We start from the raw sequence: 16965 nt of genomic DNA, 5'->3' as shown, positions 1-16965 counted from the left end.
GAGATCCTCATGACCGACCGACTGACCCCCGAACTCGCGTCGAAATTCGCGTCGCTCGCGCTCGCGCACCTGACCCGCGAATATCCGAACAAGCTCACGCATTCGCTCGAAGGCCCGCACGACGTCCAGGGGCCGCGCGCGCTCCACCCGATCTTCTACGGCAGTTACGACTGGCATTCGTGCGTGCACGGCTACTGGCTCGTGCTGCGCGTGCTGGAACGTTATCCGGCGCTGCCGGAGGCCGAGCGGATCATTGCCGTCGTCGACGCGCATTTCACCGACGCGAACGTCGCCGGCGAACGCGCGTATCTCGCGCTGCCGCACAACAGCGGCTTCGAGCGGCCGTACGGATGGGCGTGGCTGCTGGCGCTGTCCGCGCAGCTGGAGCGGCTCGCGCTGAAGGGCGTGGTGCCGCAGGCCGCGCGCTGGGCGAAGACGATGGCACTGCTCACCGAGCTGTTCGTGGCGCGCTTCGAGACGTTTCTGCCGAAGGCAACCTATCCGCTGCGCGTCGGCACGCATTTCAACACCGCGTTCGCGCTCGCGCTGACGCTCGACTTCGCGCGCGCGACGCAGCGCGACGGGCTCGCGACGCTGATCGTCGATACGGCGAAGCGCTGGCACCTGAACGATGTCGCGTGCCAGGCGTGGGAGCCGTCGGGCGACGAGTTCCTGTCGCCGGCGCTGATGGAAGCCGAGCTGATGCGGCGCGTGCTGCCGGCCGGCGAATTCGACGGCTGGTTCGCGCGCTTCTTGCCCGATCTGGCGCGCGGCGAGCCTGCGACGCTGTTCGTGCCGGCAACGGTCAGCGATCGCAGCGACGGCAAGATCGCGCATCTGGACGGGTTGAACCTGAGCCGCGCGTGGTGCCAGCGCGCGCTCGCCGGCGCGCTGCCGGAAGGCGATGCGCGGCGCACGAAGCTGCTCGATGCGGCCGACCGGCATCTGGCCAGTGCGCTCGCGCACGTGGCCGGCGATTACATGGGGGAGCACTGGCTCGCGACCTTCGCGCTGCTGGCGATCGAAGCGTAGGCGCGTCGTCGCGGAAGTGAGGCGGGCATGCGCGATGTGTCGCGCGTGCCCGCCGCGGTTGGTGTGGCTTACTTACTGATAGAAATTCAGCGTGACCATCGCCGAACGGCCCGGCGCCCACGTCGCGTAGATCGGGTACGCGCTCGCGTAGTACTTCTTGTCGAACAGGTTCTGCACGTTCAGCTGAACGTCCATCGTCTTGTTCACTCGCCACGTCGCGGCGGCGTCGAAGCGCGCGTAGCCGGGCGTCCATTTCTTCGTCGTCGCCGACACCGATGCGTAAGTCTGGCTCATCACCGTCGCGCCCGCGCCGAGCGTGAGCTTCGGCATCACGTCGTAGCTCGTCCACAGCGTGAAGTTGTGCTTCGGCACCATCACCATCGGCAGGCCCGATGCGCCGGGGCTGCCGGGGCCCGCGTCGACCGTGATCGCATTCAGGTACGAGTAGCCGCCGAATACGTGCCACTTCGGCGTCAGGTTGCCCGCAAAACCCAGTTCGACGCCTCGCACGCGTTGCTTGCCCGCGTTGACGGTGTGACCGAGGCCGTCGCTGACGCGCGCATTGGTCTTTTCGGTCTGGAACAGTGCGGACGTCAGCGACAGCTGATCCTGCAGCACGTCCCATTTAGCGCCGATCTCGATGTTGCGCGAGCGCTCGGGCGCGAGGTCCTGGTTCGTCGCGGTGATCTGGTCGGTGCCGCCGCCGAGGCCGGCGTTCGAGCCCGGCGGGTTCGACGACGTGCCGTACGACGCGTACAGGCTCACGTTCGTCACCGGCTTGAACACGAGGCCGAACTGGTAGCTGAACAGGTTCGACGTGTTCGACAGGTCGGCGACGCCGGCCTGCTTGCCGGTCGTGTCGTAGCGGTCGAAGCGCAGCCCGGTGTTGAACTGCCAGCGCTCGGACAGCCTGACCGTGTCGAAGATGTACGCGGACACCGTATCGGTGCGCGTGTTCGTCGTCGGGCCGGGGAAGGTCTTGTCGCCGTTCAGTACGATGTTGCCGGTCCACGGCATGTTCGGGTTCCAGCCGCCGGCGAGCGGCGTGCAGTTGCCGGCCACCGAGCACGGGCCGCCTGTGCGGATGTTGTTGCCAGCCGAATCCGACACGAGGTAGCCCTCGTAGCGCGATTGCTCGTGGCTGAACTCGACGCCGGCCGTCATCGTGTGCTTCATCCCGAACAGGCTCGCGCTGCCGGTCACTTCGGTCTGGTTCGAGAAGCTGTTGAGCGCGTACTTGCCGCTCTTCGCCTGCAAGCCGAGCATGTTCGGATTCGACGCGAGGATCTGCGGATTCGTCGCCACGAAGTCGAGCGTCGAGCGCCCGAACATCGTCGTGTTCCGCAGCTTCCAGCCGTCGCCGAGCTTGTGCTCGACGCGCACTTCGCCGGTGTCGGTCTGCCCGTAGCGGTAGTCGCGCGTGTTCAGCCCGAAGAACTGCCCGCGATCGGTCGGCACCGGCGTGCCGCCCGACGCGCGGAACGGCACGCTGAAGTCCGGCATGTCGTACGAGTTCATGTGGTAGTAGCTGACCGTGACCGTGGTCGGCGTGTTCAGCCCGAACACGACCGACGGCGCGACGCCCCAGCGCTTGTTGTACACGTCGTTGCGGCCGGCCTGGTTCGCGTCGTGGCCCATCACGTTCAGCCGCACGGCCGTCGTGTCGTTGATCTTGCGGTTCGCGTCGACCGTCGCACGCTTGTAGCCGTCGGTGCCGAAGCCGATGCTGCTGTTGATGAAGTTGTCGTTCTGCGGCGTCTTCGTGACGATGTCGATGCTGCCGCCCACCGAGCCGCGGCCCGCGTACACGGAGTCCGGGCCCTTGATCACGCTGATCTGCTCGACCGCGAACGTCTCGCGGTTCTGCACGCCCGAGTCGCGCATCCCGTCGACGAAGATCGAGTTGCGCGATTCGAAGCCGCGGATCACCGGACGGTCGGCCGACGGGTTCGCGGCCGCATCGCCGCCGAGGAATGTGATGCCCGGCACCGAGCGCAGCGCATCCGCGAACGACGTGACGTTCTTTTCCTTGATCAGTTGCTCGGGAATCACCGTGACCGAGCGCGGCGTGTCGAGCAGCGGCGCGGTGAACTTGAACGACGGCGAGCGTTTCACCTGCAGGTCCGCCGGCGCGGACGACTGGACCGTGATCGTCGGCAGCGTCGCCGACGGTTCGGCGGCCGGCTGCCCCGCGGCGGGCGTGGACGCGGCGGCAGGAGCGGTTTGGGCGGAGGCGAGCAGCGGCGTCAGGAACACTGAGCAGGTCAGCGCCGACACGAGGGCACGAGGCCTCGTCTTGAACTGGGCGGGCATGGCGACAGGCAGCGGAAGTATCGGTGATTGGATGCGTCGTCGCGATGCCGGCGGGCGGCCCCGTGACATCGGGCGACATTAATGCAAATGCGTATGATTCGCGTTAGCGGTCGCAATTCTACGAATTATTACGAGATATGTAAACGATCGAAGGGTTTTGGTACTGAACCGGCCAGGCTTTCGCGATTCCGGCGGCGGCTTTGCATCTGGCGCAATACCGCTTTCCATCGTCCTGGCGGCGCGGACCGCGCGACGAATCGATACACTGCCGTACCGGTTGCACGGGCCCCGGCACAATCAGGCCCGACGAAGGAGACAGCACAGATGGACACCCAACGCGCAGCGGTCGTCACGTACCGCGGTTATGCGATCGAGAACACGCACGTCGCCGATGTGGCGGTGGTGGATGCCGGCGGCAAGCTGCTGTTCCGGCTCGGCGATCCGTTCCGGATGACGCTCGCACGCTCGGCGGCGAAGCCGGCGCAGGCGCTGTCCGTGATCGAGACGGGCGCGCCCGACCGGTTCGGTTTCGACGAGGCCGACATCGCGCTGATGTGCGCGTCGCACAGCAGCGAGGAGCGGCACATCGCACGCACGCGGGCGATGCTCGCAAAAGTCGACGCGCAGGAGTCGGATCTGCGGTGCGGCGGCCATGCGCCGCTGTCGGACGCGGTGTACCGGTCGTGGATCAAGCGCGACTACACGCCGACCGGCGTCTGCAGCAACTGTTCGGGCAAGCATGTCGGCATGCTGGCCGGCGCGCGGGCGATCGGCGCCGCGATCGCCGACTACCATCTGCCGGAGCATCCGATGCAGGCGCGCGTGAAGCACGTGGTCGCCGACGCGTGCGGACTGCGCGACGACGAGGTCGACTGGGCGATTGACGGCTGCAACCTGCCGACGCCGGCGTTCCCGCTCGATCGCCTGGCGCGTCTTTACGCGTCGCTGGCCGACGGTGCGGACAAGGTCGAAGCCGGCGGCAGCGCGCCGTCCGACCGCGTGCGCGCGCTGGCGCGTATCCATCATGCGATGACGGCTCATCCGGAGCTGGTCGCCGGAGAGGGCCGCTACTGCACGGTGCTGATGGACGCCTTCGAAGGGCAGGTCGTCGGCAAGCTCGGCGCGGATGCGTGTTACGGGATCGGCGTGCGTGCGTCGGCGCACACACGCTCACTCGGCGCCGACGGCGCGCTCGGTATCTCGGTGAAGATCGAGGACGGCAATATCGACGTGCTGTACATGATGGTCAGCGAACTGCTCGAACGTCTGCAGATCGGCACGGACGCGCAGCGCGCGCGGCTCGCCGCGTTCCACCGGCCGCGGATGCTGAACACGCAGGGCGTCGAGATCGGGCACGCGACGTTCCCGTTCGAATTGCAGGCGGCCTGAGCGGCGTCGGGATCGCGCCGATGACGCGCGCTTCGTCGCGTGCGGCATCGCGCTTGCCCGGCGCGCTCGCCGGACAGTTTCACGACGCCGCGCGCCGGCGACAGCGGCACGACTGCCGCGACGTCGAGCTCGACGGCCTGCGGTGCGCGGCGGCTGACCGGCGCGACCGCGGCCGCTCGCGCCCGTGCGACCACTAAGCGCCCGCGTCGCGAATCTTCCCCAGCTCGACTTCCGACAGCTCGCCGATGTGCGCGAGATGTTCCGCGAGAAAGTCCTTCAGCACGCGCAGCTTCGCCGAGCTGCGCCGGTTCGCCAGATACGCGATGTAGATGTACTCGCCCGTCAGCTTGTTCTGCAGCCGGTAGCGCGGCAGCACGGGTTCCAGCCGGCCGCTCGCGAGCAGGTCGCGCACCAGCCAGATCTCGAACTCGGCGATGCCGAGGCCCGCGCAGGTTGCGTCGAGCAGCAGCTCCGAATGGTCGGTGACGAGATTGCCGGCCGGCAGCACGCTGTGCCGCGCGTCGCCGCGCACGAGTTCCCAGCGCGGATCGCCGTCGGGGTGCACGTAGCGCAGGCAGTTGTGCTGTTGCAGATCGTCGGGTGTCGCGGGGCGCCCGCAGCGGTCGAGATAGCCGGGCGTCGCGCACAGGATGCTGTCGTTGCGCGACAGCCGGTGGACGACCAGGTTGTCCAGATAGTTCTCGCCCTCGTGGATGTCGAGATCGAAACCGCCGGCGACGAGGTCGTTGTGGTTGTCGGTGAGCCGCACGTCGAGCTGGATCGTCGGGTAGCGCGCGAGAAACGGCGCGATCAGCGGCGCGAGATGACGGCGACCGAACGCGACCGGCGCGGTGAGCTTCAGCGGGCCGCTCGGCCGCGCATTGAGCTCGGCGACGACGCGCAGCGTGTCGTCGAGATCCGCGATCAGCGTGACCGCGCGTTCCAGGTAGATGTGGCCGGCTTCGGTGAGCGTCACGCTGTGCGTCGACCGATGCAGCAGCGCGACGCCGAGCGCGTCCTCGATCGCCGTGATCTTGCGCGCGACGGTCGACGTCGACACGTGCATCTCCTTCGCGACCGCGGAAAAACTCCCCATTTCGACGACCCGCACAAAGGCGCGCATCGCGCCCAGGTGATCGACGCCGGTGTCTCTCGTCGTTGTTTTCATTCGTCTCTCGCTATTGCGTCCCACGCAAAACCGCTTTCGATAATACAGAAGCGAGCTTCGTTATGCAAAGGCATAGAATGCGACCCGTCGTACCGCGAAGCGGCGCACGCGGCCGGTTTTCCGCGGCGGCACGAGACAATTCAGGAGGGACACCATGACGGCAGACGGCTTCCGCGTCGAAGCGGATCTTTTAGGGAAGCGAAGCATTCCGGACTCGGCGTACTACGGCGTCCATACGCTGCGCGCGAAAGAGAACTTCGACATTTCGGGGCGCACGATCGCGTCGCTGCCGTATCTCGTGATGGCGCTCGCGGCCGTGAAGGAAGCGGCGGCCGATGCGAACTGCGAGCTCGGGCTGCTGCCGGCCGCGTATCGCGATGCGATCGCCGCCGCCTGCGTCGAGATCCGCGAGGGCCGCCTGCACGACCAGTTCGTGGTCGACATCATCCAGGGCGGCGCCGGCACGTCGACCAACATGAACGCGAACGAGGTGATCTGCAACCGCGCGCTCGAAATCATGGGGCACGCGCGCGGCCAGTACGAATACCTGCATCCGAACGAGCACGTCAATCTCGCGCAGAGCACGAACGACGTCTATCCGACCGCCATCCGGATCGCGACCTGCTTCGCGGTCGAGCATCTGCTCGAGGCGATGGGGCGGCTGCGCGATGCGTTCGCGGAGAAGGCCGACGCGTTCTCCGGCCTGCTGAAGCTCGGCCGCACGCAATTGCAGGACGCGGTGCCGATGACGCTCGGCCAGGAGTTCTCGACTTACGCGGTGATGGTGACGGAAGACATCGCGCGCCTGCAGGAAGCCGGCTGGCTGATGCGCGAGATCAATCTCGGTGCGACCGCGATCGGCACCGGCATCACCGCGCATCCGCAGTATGCGGAGAAGGCGCTGGCCGCGCTGCGACGCATCACGGGCCTCGACCTGAGCACCGCACCGAACCTGATCGAAGCGACGCAGGACTGCGGCGCGTTCGTGCAGATCTCCGGCGTGCTGAAGCGGATCGCGGTCAAGCTGTCGAAAATCTGCAACGACCTGCGGCTGCTGTCGAGCGGCCCGCGCGCCGGCTTCGGCGAGATCAACCTGCCGCCGGTGCAGGCCGGCTCGTCGATCATGCCGGGCAAGGTGAACCCGGTGATTCCGGAAGTCGTGAACCAGGTCGCGTTCGAAGTGTTCGGCAACGACCTGACGGTGACGTTCGCCGCCGAAGCCGGGCAGTTGCAGCTCAACGCATTCGAGCCGGTGATCGCGAGCGCGCTGTTCCGCAGCTTCAGCCACCTGACGGCCGCGTGCACGACGCTCACCGGCCGCTGCGTGACCGGCATCACCGCGAACCCCGAGCGGCTGCGCGAAACGATGGAGCGTTCGGTCGCGCTCGCGACCGCGCTGAACCCGTACATCGGCTACAAGCGCGCGACCGCCGTGGCCGCCGAGGCGCACGAGAGCGGCAAGTCGATCCGCGAGGTCGTGCTGGATCACCAGCTGATGACCGCCGCGCAACTCGACGAAGCGTTGCAGCCCGAAGCGCTGATCCGTCCGCGCGCGTACTGATTCCGGCCGTGCGGCGCCGGCGCATGCCGCCGGCGGCCCGCGCGCGGCCGTTCCCGCAGCGCCCCGTCGATGGGCGCGACACGTCAACACACATCGACACACATCAAGAAACGGAGACATACCATGAAGCACGCCAGCGAGCGCCCGGTCGACACGGCCGGCGGCGCCGACACTCGTCATGCCGATCGCGACGCGATGTTCGCGTCGCACGAGTCCGGCTATGAGAAGCACCTGAAGCCGCGCCACGTGCAGATGATCGCGATGGGCGGGGCAATCGGCACGGGCCTCTTTCTCGGCGCGGGCGGCCGGCTGCAGAGCGCGGGGCCCGCGCTCGCGGTCGTGTATCTCGTGTGCGGCGCGTTCGCGTTCCTGATCATGCGCGCGCTCGGCGAGCTCGTGATGCACCGGCCGACCAGCGGCAGCTTCGTGTCGTATGCGCGGGAGTTCATGGGCGAGCGCGCGTCGTTCGTCGCGGGCTGGATGTACTACCTGAACTGGGCGACCACCGGCATCGTCGACATCACCGCGGTCGCGATCTACATGAAGTACTGGGCCGTGTTCACCGACGTGCCGCAATGGGTGTTCGCGCTCGGCGCGCTCGGCATCGTGTCGGTGATGAACATGATCGGCGTGAAGGTGTTCGGCGAGATGGAGTTCTGGTTCTCGATCGTCAAGGTCGGCACGCTGGCGTTGTTCCTCGCGGTCGGCGCCGTGTTCCTCGCGAGCGGCCATCCGGTCGACGGGCAGATGACGGGGCTGCATCTGATCGCGGACCACGGCGGGATCTTTCCGCACGGCATCCTGCCGGCGGTGCTGATCGTGCAGGGCGTCGTGTTCGCGTATGCGAGCATCGAGCTCGTCGGCGTCGCGGCGGGCGAGACCGCCGACGCGCGCAAGGTGCTGCCGAAGGCGATCAACAGCGTGATGTGGCGTATCGCGCTGTTCTACGTCGGCTCCGTCGTGCTGCTGACGATGCTGCTGCCGTGGACCGCATACAGCGCGCACGAAAGCCCGTTCGTGACGTTCTTCAGCAAGCTCGGCGTGCCGTACGTCGGCACGGTGATGAACGTCGTGGTGCTGACCGCCGCGCTGTCGAGCCTGAACTCCGGCCTCTATTCGACGGGGCGCGTGCTGCGCTCGCTCGCGATGGGCGGCTCGGCGCCGCGCTTCGTGTCGCGGATGAATGCGCGCGGCGTGCCGTACGGCGGGATCCTCGTCACGGTCGCGGTCAACGCGATCGGCGTGCCGCTGAACTACATCGTGCCGGCGCAGGCGTTCGAGATCGTGCTGAACATGGCGTCGCTCGGGATCATCACGACCTGGGGCTTCATCGTGATGTGCCAGATCCTGTTCCGCCGTGCCGTCAATCGCGGCGAACTGAGCCCGGTGTCGTTCCGGATGCCCGGCGCGCCGTTCACGTCGTGGCTCACGCTCGGCTTTCTCGTCAGCGTGCTGGTGATGATGGCATTCGATTATCCGGGCGGCACGTGGACCGTCGGGATGATTCCGTTCGTCGTGCTCGCGCTGGTGATCGGCTGGAAGCTTGCGAAGCGCGGTGCGGCGCGGGAGGCGGCTGTTAATGCTGCCGGCGCGGCCAACGCTTCCGGCGCGCCGCTCGGCGCCGATCCGGCGAGTAACGTCTGACGATACGCACGGGCGGCTCGGCCGCCCGCTGCGCCTAGTTCAGCCCGGTGCGTGCGGCGACCCAGCGGCTGAAGTCGCGGGCCATCTCCGCAGTGAGTTCGTGACCGGCGTCATACAGCCGCGTATCGTGCGCGACGCCGAGCGACGTCAGCTTTGCATCGGCCGTGTCGGCCCATGCGACCGGCAGCTTGTCGTCGAAGCGGCCGTGTATCACCAGTGCGTGCAACGCGCTCAATGCATCGTGCGACGCGATCAGCGGATCGATCTCCGGCAGGATGCGGCCGCACAGCACCGCGAATGCGGTGACGTCGGCCGGCGACGTGAGGCCGACGCTCGCGCTCATGATGCCGCCCTGGCTGAACCCGGCGATCACGGTGGGCAACGCGGGGGTGTTGTTTGCGGTGTCTTGCGCGCTCAGCGCATGCAGCAGCGTGATCAGCTGTACGCGGCTCGCATCCGCGCGGGCCGCATCGATTTCGGGGCCGTTCGCACCGAAGCGCACCGGAAACCACGCGTGCTGGTTCGGGCCGAACGTCAGCGGGCCGCGCACGAACGCGATTTCGATACGCGGGTCGATCGTGCCGGCCAGGTTCAGCAGGTTGGTTTCGTTGCCGCCGACGCCATGCAGCAGCAACAGGCGGCCGGCAGGGCGGCCGGCGGCCGGGCGCAGGCGGTACTGGAGGCCCGATTCGGAGTCGGTGGTCAGCGGCAGGACGTCGGTCATTGCGAGGGTCCGGTGGGGGAGTGATCCGACAGTCTAAAACGTGCGGACGGCGACGTGAATCGCCGGATCGCTATTGATTGTTTCGTGGCAGGAATGAATCAGGGTCGCCGCGCCGTTGAAAGGCGGTGCGCGCGGCGCGAAACGGGTGGCCGGACGCCGCCCGTGCCCTTTACCGCAACCGAATCACCGTCGACTTCAACTCCGTGTACTTCTCGAGCGCGTGCAGCGAGTTGTCGCGCCCGTTGCCCGACTCCTTGAAGCCGCCGAACGGGAAGTTCATGTCGTCGGTTTCCTCGTAGCCGTTCACCCACACCGTCCCCGCGCGCAACCGCCGCGCGGTTTCATGCGCGGTCGTCAGGTTGCTCGTCCACACCGACGCCGCGAGCCCGTAGCGCGTGTCGTTCGCGAGCGCGACGGCCGTATCCAGCTCGTCGAACGCGGTCACCGCCAGCACCGGCCCGAAAATCTCCTCGCGCACGATCCGTGCATCGGCCCGCGGACAGTCGAACACGGTCGGCTCGACGTACTGGCCGCCGCTCGCCGTACGCGCGCGCTGGCCGCCCGCGAGCAGCGTCGCCTCGTCGCGGCCGGCGTCGACGTAGCCGAGCACGCGCTCGACCTGCGCGGCATCGATCAGGCTGCCCATTCGCGTGTCGGGCGACAACGGATCGCCGGGCGCGTACTCGGGCGCGATCGCGAGCACGCGCGCGACCAGTTCGTCGCGGATCGCACGATGCACGAGCAGCCGCGAACCGGCGGTGCACATCTGCCCGGTGTTGTAGAACACCGCATGCGCGACGGTGCGCGCCGCGCGATCGAGATCGGGGCAGTCGGGCAGCACGATCTGCGGCGACTTGCCGCCGAGTTCGAGCCACACGCGCTTCAGGTTCGAATCGGCCGCGCAGCGCGCGACCTTGTGGCCGACTGCGGTCGAGCCGGTGAACGCGATGCAGTCGACGTCCGGATGCCGCGCGAGCGCTTCGCCCGCGTCGCCGAAGCCGGGCAGCACGTTCAGCACGCCGGCCGGCAGCCCGGCCTGCGCGGCCAGCGCGGCGAGCCGCAGCGCACTGAGCGGCGATTTCTCGGACGGCTTCAGCACGACGCTGTTGCCGGCCGCGAGCGCGGGCGCGCATTTCCACATCGCGATCATCGCGGGGAAATTCCACGGCACGACCGCGGCGACCACGCCGATCGGCTCGCGCGTGACGAGCCCGACGAGATGCGCATCGGCCGGCGCCACTTCGCCGCCGGTCTTGTCGATCGCCTCGGCGAACCACTCGGCGCAATACGCGGTGGACGGAATGTCGATCGTGGTCGTGTCGCCGATCGGCTTGCCGGTGTCGAGCGTTTCGAGCAGCGCGAGATCGTCAGCGTGTTCGCGGATCAGCGCGGCCCAGCGCAGCAGCACGCGCTTGCGTTCGCGCGGCGATGCGTCGCGCCACGCGCCGCTTTCGAACGCACGGCGCGCGGCCGCGACCGCGAGGTCGGCGTCGGCCTGACGGCAATGGGCGACCTGTGCGAGCACGCGGCCGTCGATCGGGCTCGTGCACGTGAAGGTGGTGCCGTCGTGCGCGTCGCGGAACGCGCCGTCGACGAACGCGCGGGAATCGATGTCGAGCTGGCCGGCGCGGCTGCGCCAGGCGTCGTGCGTCTGCATGGGAAAGCTCCTTCGTCGTGGTTCGGCGTGGTCAGCGGGCAGTGGAAGATGCGGAAGATGCGGAAGGTGCGGAAGCAGCAGCGGACGGGCGGCGGATCGCGATCGCACGACCCGCGTGCGGCTCGCGCGGCGCACGCGCATGTTCCGCGTGAATCGCGTCGAGATGCCGGCGGATCGCGGCCGGGAACGGTGCCGAGCGCTTCGCGTGCATGTCCACGTGCGTCAGCAACTGTTCGCCGGTCGCGAGCTGCGCGCCGGTCGTCGCGTGATGCATCGAATGGAACACGTGCAGCCGGCGGTCGTCCATGTCGAGCAGCCGCACCGTGAGCCGCAGCGGCTCGCCGAGCATTGCTTCACGCAGGTGGCGGATATGCGTTTCCGCCGAATAGATCGAGCAGCCGGCCTCGCGATAGTCGTCGTCGATGCCGAAGTAGCGGAACAACGCATCGCTGCTGTCGCCGAACACGAGCAGGTAGCACGATTCGCTCATGTGGCCGTTGTAGTCGACCCACTCGGGCCGGACGGTGCAGCGATGCAGTTCGAGCGGCGTCGCGATCGGCGCGGCCGGGTCGTACGGGCGCGACTTCTGTCCTTCGTAGGCCGAGCGCAGGCGCGGCTCGGCGGCGGGGCTGAGGGTGGTCGTCATCCAGTGCACTCCGAGGTTTCGGAACGGGCCCGCACGTCGTCCGCGGGCTGCCGACCGATGTTATGACGGGTTGAACGTTTTTTCAATAATGAAATCGCCGATGGGTGTAAACACCGGTGCGTTCCGGCTCTTCAATCGATTGAACATTCATTCAACGAAACCTATACTCGCCAGCGCCGCGGTGCCGAAACGAAGCAGGCCGGCGGCGTTCACGCACAACGAAAAATCGAGCCGCCGCGCGCGGCAACCGGAGACACCGAAATGAAGAAGCGCTTCCTGCTGGCCGGCATGATGTCGGTGATGGTCCACGGCTACGCCCATGCCCAGAGCAGCGTGTCGCTGTACGGGATCATCGACGGCGGCATCACCTACGTGAACAACACGGGCGGCGCGCATGCGTACCTGTTCGACGACGGCGTGTCGTACGGCAATCGCTTCGGCCTGATGGGCACCGAGGATCTCGGCGGCGGCAACAAGGCGGTGCTCAAGCTCGAGAGCGGCTTCCGGCTCGGCACCGGCAAGCTGAACCAGGGCGGCGCCATGTTCGGGCGGCAGGCGTATGTCGGGCTCGGCAACGACTGGGGCACGCTGACGTTCGGCAATCAGTACGACTTCGCATTCGACTTCACGGCCGCGTACAACGTGAGCGCGTTCGGCAGCGGCTACGGCGTGCACCTCGGCGACTTCGACCGGCAGAGCGGCGACCGGCTGCAGAACGCGGTGAAATTCGTCAGCAACAGCTTCCACGGGCTCGTGGTCGGCGGCATGTATTCGTTCAGCAACGATGCCGGCAGCTTCCACGACGGCAGCGCGTGGAGCGCCGGCGCGACCTATACGCACGGCGATTTCTCGGCGGGCGGCAACTATACGCGGCTCAACAAGCCTCGCCGGCTCGCGGCGCTCGACCCGTATGCGCAGATGGGCGTGCGCACGATGCTTGGCCAGACGGTCGCGACAGTCGATCCGGCGACGGGTGCCGTCACCGATCTGCACGATTCGACGCCGTTCGCGGTCGACTCGCAGTCGATCTTCGGCATCGGTGCGTCGTACACGCTCGGCAAGCTGACGCTGAACGCGGACTTCAGCAACACCACGTTCAAGGGCTACGGGCAATCGTCGACGATGCGCGTGTACGAGGCGGGCGGCCTGTACCAGGCGACCGTGCCGCTGTCGCTGGTCGCGGGCTACCAGTACACGACGTTCGAAGGCCATCACTGGCACGAAGTCGCGCTCGGCGCGCATTACGCGCTGTCGAAGCGCACCGACGTCTATGCGGCGGTCGACTGGATGCGCGCGTCGAACGGCGTCGATGCGGTGATCGGCTACAGCTTCACGCCGTCGACGAGCCGCACGCAGGCTGCCGCTCGCATCGGCATGCGGCATAACTTCTGATCCTTTCTCGTTCCCGGGCCGACAGTCAATCCGGCAACGGCCCGCTCGCGTATCGCGTGAGCGGGCCGTTGCGTTTCAGACGAGCATCACGCGTCGAGCCTCACCAGCGCATCGACGGCCACCGCGCCGCGTTCCATCACCAGCAGCGGATTGACGTCGAGCTCGACGAGCGTATCGGCGTGCGTCTGCGCGAAGCGCGCGATCGCCATCACGTTCGCGACGACCGCATCGAGATCGGCCTTCGGCCGCCCGCGATAGCCGGTCAGCAGCGGGCCGAGCTTCAGCCCGAGCAGCGCGTCGCGCACGTCGCTTTCGCGCACCGGAAGCAGCAGCGTCGCGGTGTCGCGGATCAGCTCGACCAGCACGCCGCCGGTGCCGAGCACCAGCGCCAGACCGAAATTCGGCTCGCGCTTCACGCCGACGATCAGTTCGAGCAGCGGCGCGTCGGCCATCTTCTCGACGAGGATCCGCTCGACACGCACGTCCGGCGCGTACCGCGCGACCTGTTCGGTCATCCGCTCGACGGCGGCGGCCACAGCGTCGGGCGAGCCCAGCTTCAACGCGACCGCGCCGGCCTCGGTCTTGTGCGGCAGGCGATCGCTGACCACCTTCACGCAGACCGGGAAGCCGAGCCGCTGCGCGGCAGCCGGCGCGTCGGCGGGCGCGACGCATTCGGCCGCCGGCACGTCGAGCCCGTGCGCGGCCAGCATCCGCTTGCTCGCCCATTCGTCGTGCAGCGTCGCGCTGCCGTTGCCGTTGCCGCTGCCGCTGCGGCCCGCGCGCAGCACCGGCAGCGCGTTCAGCGCATCGGCATCGAGCACGCGGCGGCGCGTGTCGCCATAGGTCATCGCCGCGCCGATCGCGTCGATCCCGTCGGCGAGCCCCTGCAGCGGCGCAATGCCGGCGGCGGCCATGCGGGCCGCGTGGTCGGGCGGCGTCAGGTCCGGAAACACCGAGATCACCGCGCCGACCACGCCGTGCTGGCGCGCGGACGCGGCGAACGCGTTCGCCGCGATATCGCACAGCGGCCGCTCGCCGGTCGCTTCCTGCGGATAGTCGAGGATCATCGCGGCGGCGCCCGGACGATCGGCGAGCAGCGCGTCGCAGCACGCGCGCATCTTGTCGGGATCGCCCCACGGCGTCGTCGTGAAATCGAGCGGGTTCGCGATCGTCGCGTAAGCGGGCAGCACGTTGCCGAGCGCAGTGCGGCCGGCGTCGCCCACCGGCGGGAATGCAATGCCGCGCGCTTCGCCGAGATCCGCGACGAGCCCCGCGTCGCCGCCGGACGTCGCCAGCGCGGCGAGCGTGCGGCACTCGGGCACACCGGCGATCGCGAGCAGCTTCAGCGTCTCGACGAGGCCGACCGGATCCTTCACGCGGATCACGCCGAGTCGCCTGAATAATGCGTCGTACAGTGCGTCCGAACCCGCGAGCGAGCTCGTGTGGCTCATCGCGAGCTGCGCGCCGAGCGTCGACGTGCCGCTCTTCAGCGCGACGATCGGCACGCCGCGTGCGAGCGCGCGCGCCGCGGCCTCGCTGAACGCGCGCACGTCCTTCAACCCTTCGAGATGCACGCCGATCGCGCGGATGCGCGGATCGTCGACGAACGCATCGACGAGGCGCGCGATGTCGACCGACGCCTGGTTGCCGACGCTCGCGAGATACGCGAACGGCACGGAGCGCGCGCTCATCGACAGGTTGTAGGCGAGGTTGCCGCTCTGCGTGATCACCGCGACACCCGACTCGACGCGCGGCGCACCGTGCGCGACCGGCCACAGCGCGCTGCCGTTCAGCCCGTTGATCAGCCCGTAGCAGTTCGGGCCGAGCATGGCCATGTCGCCGGCCGCGTCGATCAGCGCCTGCTGTAGCGCGGCGCCGTCGGCGCCCGTTTCGGAGAAGCCCGATGCGTAGACGATCGCGCCGCCCGCGCCGCGTTCGGCGAGCGCGCGCACGACATCGATCGCCTGGCGCGCGGGCACCGCGACGAACACGGCGTCCGGTGCGGCGGGCAGGTCGGCGATGCTCGCGTGGCAGCGCACGCCGTCGAGCTCCGCATGGTTCGGGTTGACGAGCCAGACGTCGCCGGCATAGCCGTAATCGCGACAGCGCTGCACGGCGCCCGCGATGCCGCGTCCGCCGACGAACGCGATGCTGGCCGGATCGAGCAGCCGGCGCAGATTGGCCGCGGCCGTCGCGCGGCGGTCCCTGACTTCGGGAGAGGAGGTCATGAAGTGTCCTTTTTGAACGCGCGCCGGACGCACCGGCGCGACGGTTCGCGTCAGCTGTAGCGTCGGAGGATTTCCTTGGACAGGATGTGGCGCTGAATCTCGGACGTGCCTTCCCAGATGCGCTCGATGCGCGCATCGCGCCAGAAGCGCTCGATCGGCAGCTCGTCCATCAACCCCATGCCGCCGTAGATCTGCACCGCGTGATCGGTCACGCGGCCGAGCGTCTCGGTGGCCAGCAGCTTCGCGAGCGCGGCGTCGCCGTCGGTCATCGTGCCCTGGTCGAGCTTCTGCGCGGTGTAGAGCGTGACGAGTTCCGCCGCGCGGATCTCGGTCTGCATGTCCGCGAGCTTGAACGACGTGCCCTGGAAATCGCCGATGCGCTTGCCGAACTGATGACGCGTCGCGGCCCATTCGGCGGCCATCTCGAACGCGCGCTGCGCGCGGCCGATGTTGTTCGCGGCGACCATCACGCGGCCGGCGGTGAGCCAGTCGTTCGCGAGTTCGAAGCCGCGATGTTCTTCGCCGAGGATCTGCGCGGCGCTCACGCGGCAGTCGCTCAGGAAGATTTCCGACTGGTGGTAGCCGCGCAGGCTCGTGCAGTGCGGGCCGCGCCGCACGGTCATGCCCGGCGTGTCCTTGTCGATCAGGAAGCAGGTCACGCGCTTGCGCTTCTGGCCGCGCACTTCCTCCTCGCCGGTGACGGCGAACAGGATCACGAAGTCGGCCGTATCCGCGTGACTGATGAAGTGCTTGCTGCCGTTGATCACGTAGTCGTCGCCGTCGCGCACCGCGCGCGTGCGGATGCCCATCGCATCGGAGCCGGCGCCCGGTTCGGTCAGCGCGAAGCAGTCGACGCGCTCGCCGCGCACGGCCGGTTTCAGGTAGCGCTCGATCTGGTCGCCCTTGCACGCCATCAGGATCTTGCTCGGCCGCGCGACGAACACGTGCAGCGCCCAGCTCGTGCGGCCGAGCTCGCGCTCGACGAGCGCCTGCGTCACGTAGTCGAGGCCGGGGCCGCCCGCGCTTTCCGGCATGTTGAACGCGTAGAAGCCGAGTTCAAGCGACTTGCGGCGAATCGAGTCGGCGAGTTCGGGCGGCACGTCGTCCGCGCGATCGACCGCGAATTCATGAGGCTGCAGTTCCTTCTCGACGAACTGGCGCAGCGACGAAACCAGCATTTCCTGCTCTTGGGTCAGCGAAAAATCCATCGA

The 16965-nt window shown here is 68.1% G+C and carries 12 protein-coding genes; 5 read left to right on the top strand and 7 right to left on the bottom strand.

Features of this window, described 5'->3' with window-relative positions; all coding sequences use genetic code 11:
- Positions 1–9 precede the first annotated feature (9 nt).
- Entirely contained in the window at positions 10–1032 is a 1023-nt protein-coding gene (locus tag C7H84_RS05565) for a DUF2891 domain-containing protein (protein ID WP_121857788.1), read from the top strand.
- 72 nt (positions 1033–1104) lie between these two features.
- On the opposite strand, the gene C7H84_RS05560 is transcribed toward C7H84_RS05565, so the two are convergent.
- The gene (locus tag C7H84_RS05560) at positions 1105–3345 is read right to left on the bottom strand and encodes a TonB-dependent receptor (protein WP_121857787.1); all 2241 of its coding nucleotides are present in this window, start codon (positions 3343–3345) and stop codon (positions 1105–1107) included.
- A 324-nt stretch (positions 3346–3669) separates the two neighbouring features.
- Between C7H84_RS05560 and C7H84_RS05555 the strand changes: the two genes are divergently transcribed.
- Positions 3670–4734 carry an asparaginase gene (locus tag C7H84_RS05555; protein ID WP_121857786.1) on the top strand — a complete coding sequence of 355 codons (1065 nt, stop codon included), beginning with the start codon at positions 3670–3672 and terminating at the stop codon, positions 4732–4734.
- Between the two features lie 193 nt (positions 4735–4927).
- Here the strand turns inward: C7H84_RS05555 and C7H84_RS05550 are convergent, their stop codons facing one another.
- Positions 4928–5902 carry a LysR family transcriptional regulator gene (locus tag C7H84_RS05550; RefSeq protein WP_121857785.1) on the bottom strand — a complete coding sequence of 325 codons (975 nt, stop codon included), beginning with the start codon at positions 5900–5902 and terminating at the stop codon, positions 4928–4930.
- A gap of 154 nt (positions 5903–6056) precedes the next feature.
- Between C7H84_RS05550 and C7H84_RS05545 the strand changes: the two genes are divergently transcribed.
- Both C7H84_RS05545 and C7H84_RS05540 read left to right on the top strand, forming a co-directional pair.
- Positions 6057–7463 (top strand): aspartate ammonia-lyase, encoded by a 1407-nt coding sequence (locus tag C7H84_RS05545; RefSeq protein WP_121857784.1) that lies wholly within the window; start codon positions 6057–6059, stop codon positions 7461–7463.
- Between the two features lie 123 nt (positions 7464–7586).
- The gene (locus C7H84_RS05540; RefSeq protein ID WP_121857783.1) at positions 7587–9107 is read left to right on the top strand and encodes an amino acid permease; all 1521 of its coding nucleotides are present in this window, start codon (positions 7587–7589) and stop codon (positions 9105–9107) included.
- 34 nt (positions 9108–9141) lie between these two features.
- Here the strand turns inward: C7H84_RS05540 and C7H84_RS05535 are convergent, their stop codons facing one another.
- From C7H84_RS05535 to C7H84_RS05525, 3 genes are all read right to left on the bottom strand, one after another.
- Complete coding sequence (locus C7H84_RS05535; protein WP_121857782.1) at positions 9142–9831, bottom strand: phospholipase; 690 nt, start codon at positions 9829–9831, stop codon at positions 9142–9144.
- A 169-nt stretch (positions 9832–10000) separates the two neighbouring features.
- Positions 10001–11488 carry an aldehyde dehydrogenase gene (locus C7H84_RS05530; RefSeq protein ID WP_121857781.1) on the bottom strand — a complete coding sequence of 496 codons (1488 nt, stop codon included), beginning with the start codon at positions 11486–11488 and terminating at the stop codon, positions 10001–10003.
- A 31-nt stretch (positions 11489–11519) separates the two neighbouring features.
- Positions 11520–12134 (bottom strand): thioesterase family protein, encoded by a 615-nt coding sequence (locus C7H84_RS05525; RefSeq protein ID WP_121857780.1) that lies wholly within the window; start codon positions 12132–12134, stop codon positions 11520–11522.
- Positions 12135–12395: 261 nt separating this feature from the next.
- Between C7H84_RS05525 and C7H84_RS05520 the strand changes: the two genes are divergently transcribed.
- Complete coding sequence (locus tag C7H84_RS05520) at positions 12396–13526, top strand: porin (RefSeq protein WP_121857779.1); 1131 nt, start codon at positions 12396–12398, stop codon at positions 13524–13526.
- An 86-nt stretch (positions 13527–13612) separates the two neighbouring features.
- Here the strand turns inward: C7H84_RS05520 and C7H84_RS05515 are convergent, their stop codons facing one another.
- Together C7H84_RS05515 and C7H84_RS05510 are read right to left on the bottom strand one after the other, a co-directional pair.
- A complete protein-coding gene (locus C7H84_RS05515; protein WP_121857778.1) occupies positions 13613–15754 on the bottom strand; it encodes an acetate--CoA ligase family protein in 2142 nt (713 codons plus the stop codon).
- A 50-nt stretch (positions 15755–15804) separates the two neighbouring features.
- The gene (locus C7H84_RS05510; protein WP_121857777.1) at positions 15805–16962 is read right to left on the bottom strand and encodes an acyl-CoA dehydrogenase family protein; all 1158 of its coding nucleotides are present in this window, start codon (positions 16960–16962) and stop codon (positions 15805–15807) included.
- Between the last annotated feature and the right edge of the window lie 3 nt (positions 16963–16965).

The sequence above is a fragment of the Burkholderia sp. Nafp2/4-1b genome (assembly GCF_003635165.1).
Lineage (GTDB): Bacteria > Pseudomonadota > Gammaproteobacteria > Burkholderiales > Burkholderiaceae > Burkholderia.
This window is presented reverse-complemented; position numbering and strand designations above follow the sequence as displayed.

Coding starts and splice junctions, on each gene's coding strand:
- C7H84_RS05565 (WP_121857788.1), top strand. CDS start 10: ATGACCGACCGACTGACCCCCGAACTCGCGTCGAAATTCGCGTCGCTC.
- C7H84_RS05560 (WP_121857787.1), bottom strand. CDS start 3,345: ATGCCCGCCCAGTTCAAGACGAGGCCTCGTGCCCTCGTGTCGGCGCTG.
- C7H84_RS05555 (WP_121857786.1), top strand. CDS start 3,670: ATGGACACCCAACGCGCAGCGGTCGTCACGTACCGCGGTTATGCGATC.
- C7H84_RS05550 (WP_121857785.1), bottom strand. CDS start 5,902: ATGAAAACAACGACGAGAGACACCGGCGTCGATCACCTGGGCGCGATG.
- C7H84_RS05545 (WP_121857784.1), top strand. CDS start 6,057: ATGACGGCAGACGGCTTCCGCGTCGAAGCGGATCTTTTAGGGAAGCGA.
- C7H84_RS05540 (WP_121857783.1), top strand. CDS start 7,587: ATGAAGCACGCCAGCGAGCGCCCGGTCGACACGGCCGGCGGCGCCGAC.
- C7H84_RS05535 (WP_121857782.1), bottom strand. CDS start 9,831: ATGACCGACGTCCTGCCGCTGACCACCGACTCCGAATCGGGCCTCCAG.
- C7H84_RS05530 (WP_121857781.1), bottom strand. CDS start 11,488: ATGCAGACGCACGACGCCTGGCGCAGCCGCGCCGGCCAGCTCGACATC.
- C7H84_RS05525 (WP_121857780.1), bottom strand. CDS start 12,134: ATGACGACCACCCTCAGCCCCGCCGCCGAGCCGCGCCTGCGCTCGGCC.
- C7H84_RS05520 (WP_121857779.1), top strand. CDS start 12,396: ATGAAGAAGCGCTTCCTGCTGGCCGGCATGATGTCGGTGATGGTCCAC.
- C7H84_RS05515 (WP_121857778.1), bottom strand. CDS start 15,754: ATGACCTCCTCTCCCGAAGTCAGGGACCGCCGCGCGACGGCCGCGGCC.
- C7H84_RS05510 (WP_121857777.1), bottom strand. CDS start 16,962: ATGGATTTTTCGCTGACCCAAGAGCAGGAAATGCTGGTTTCGTCGCTG.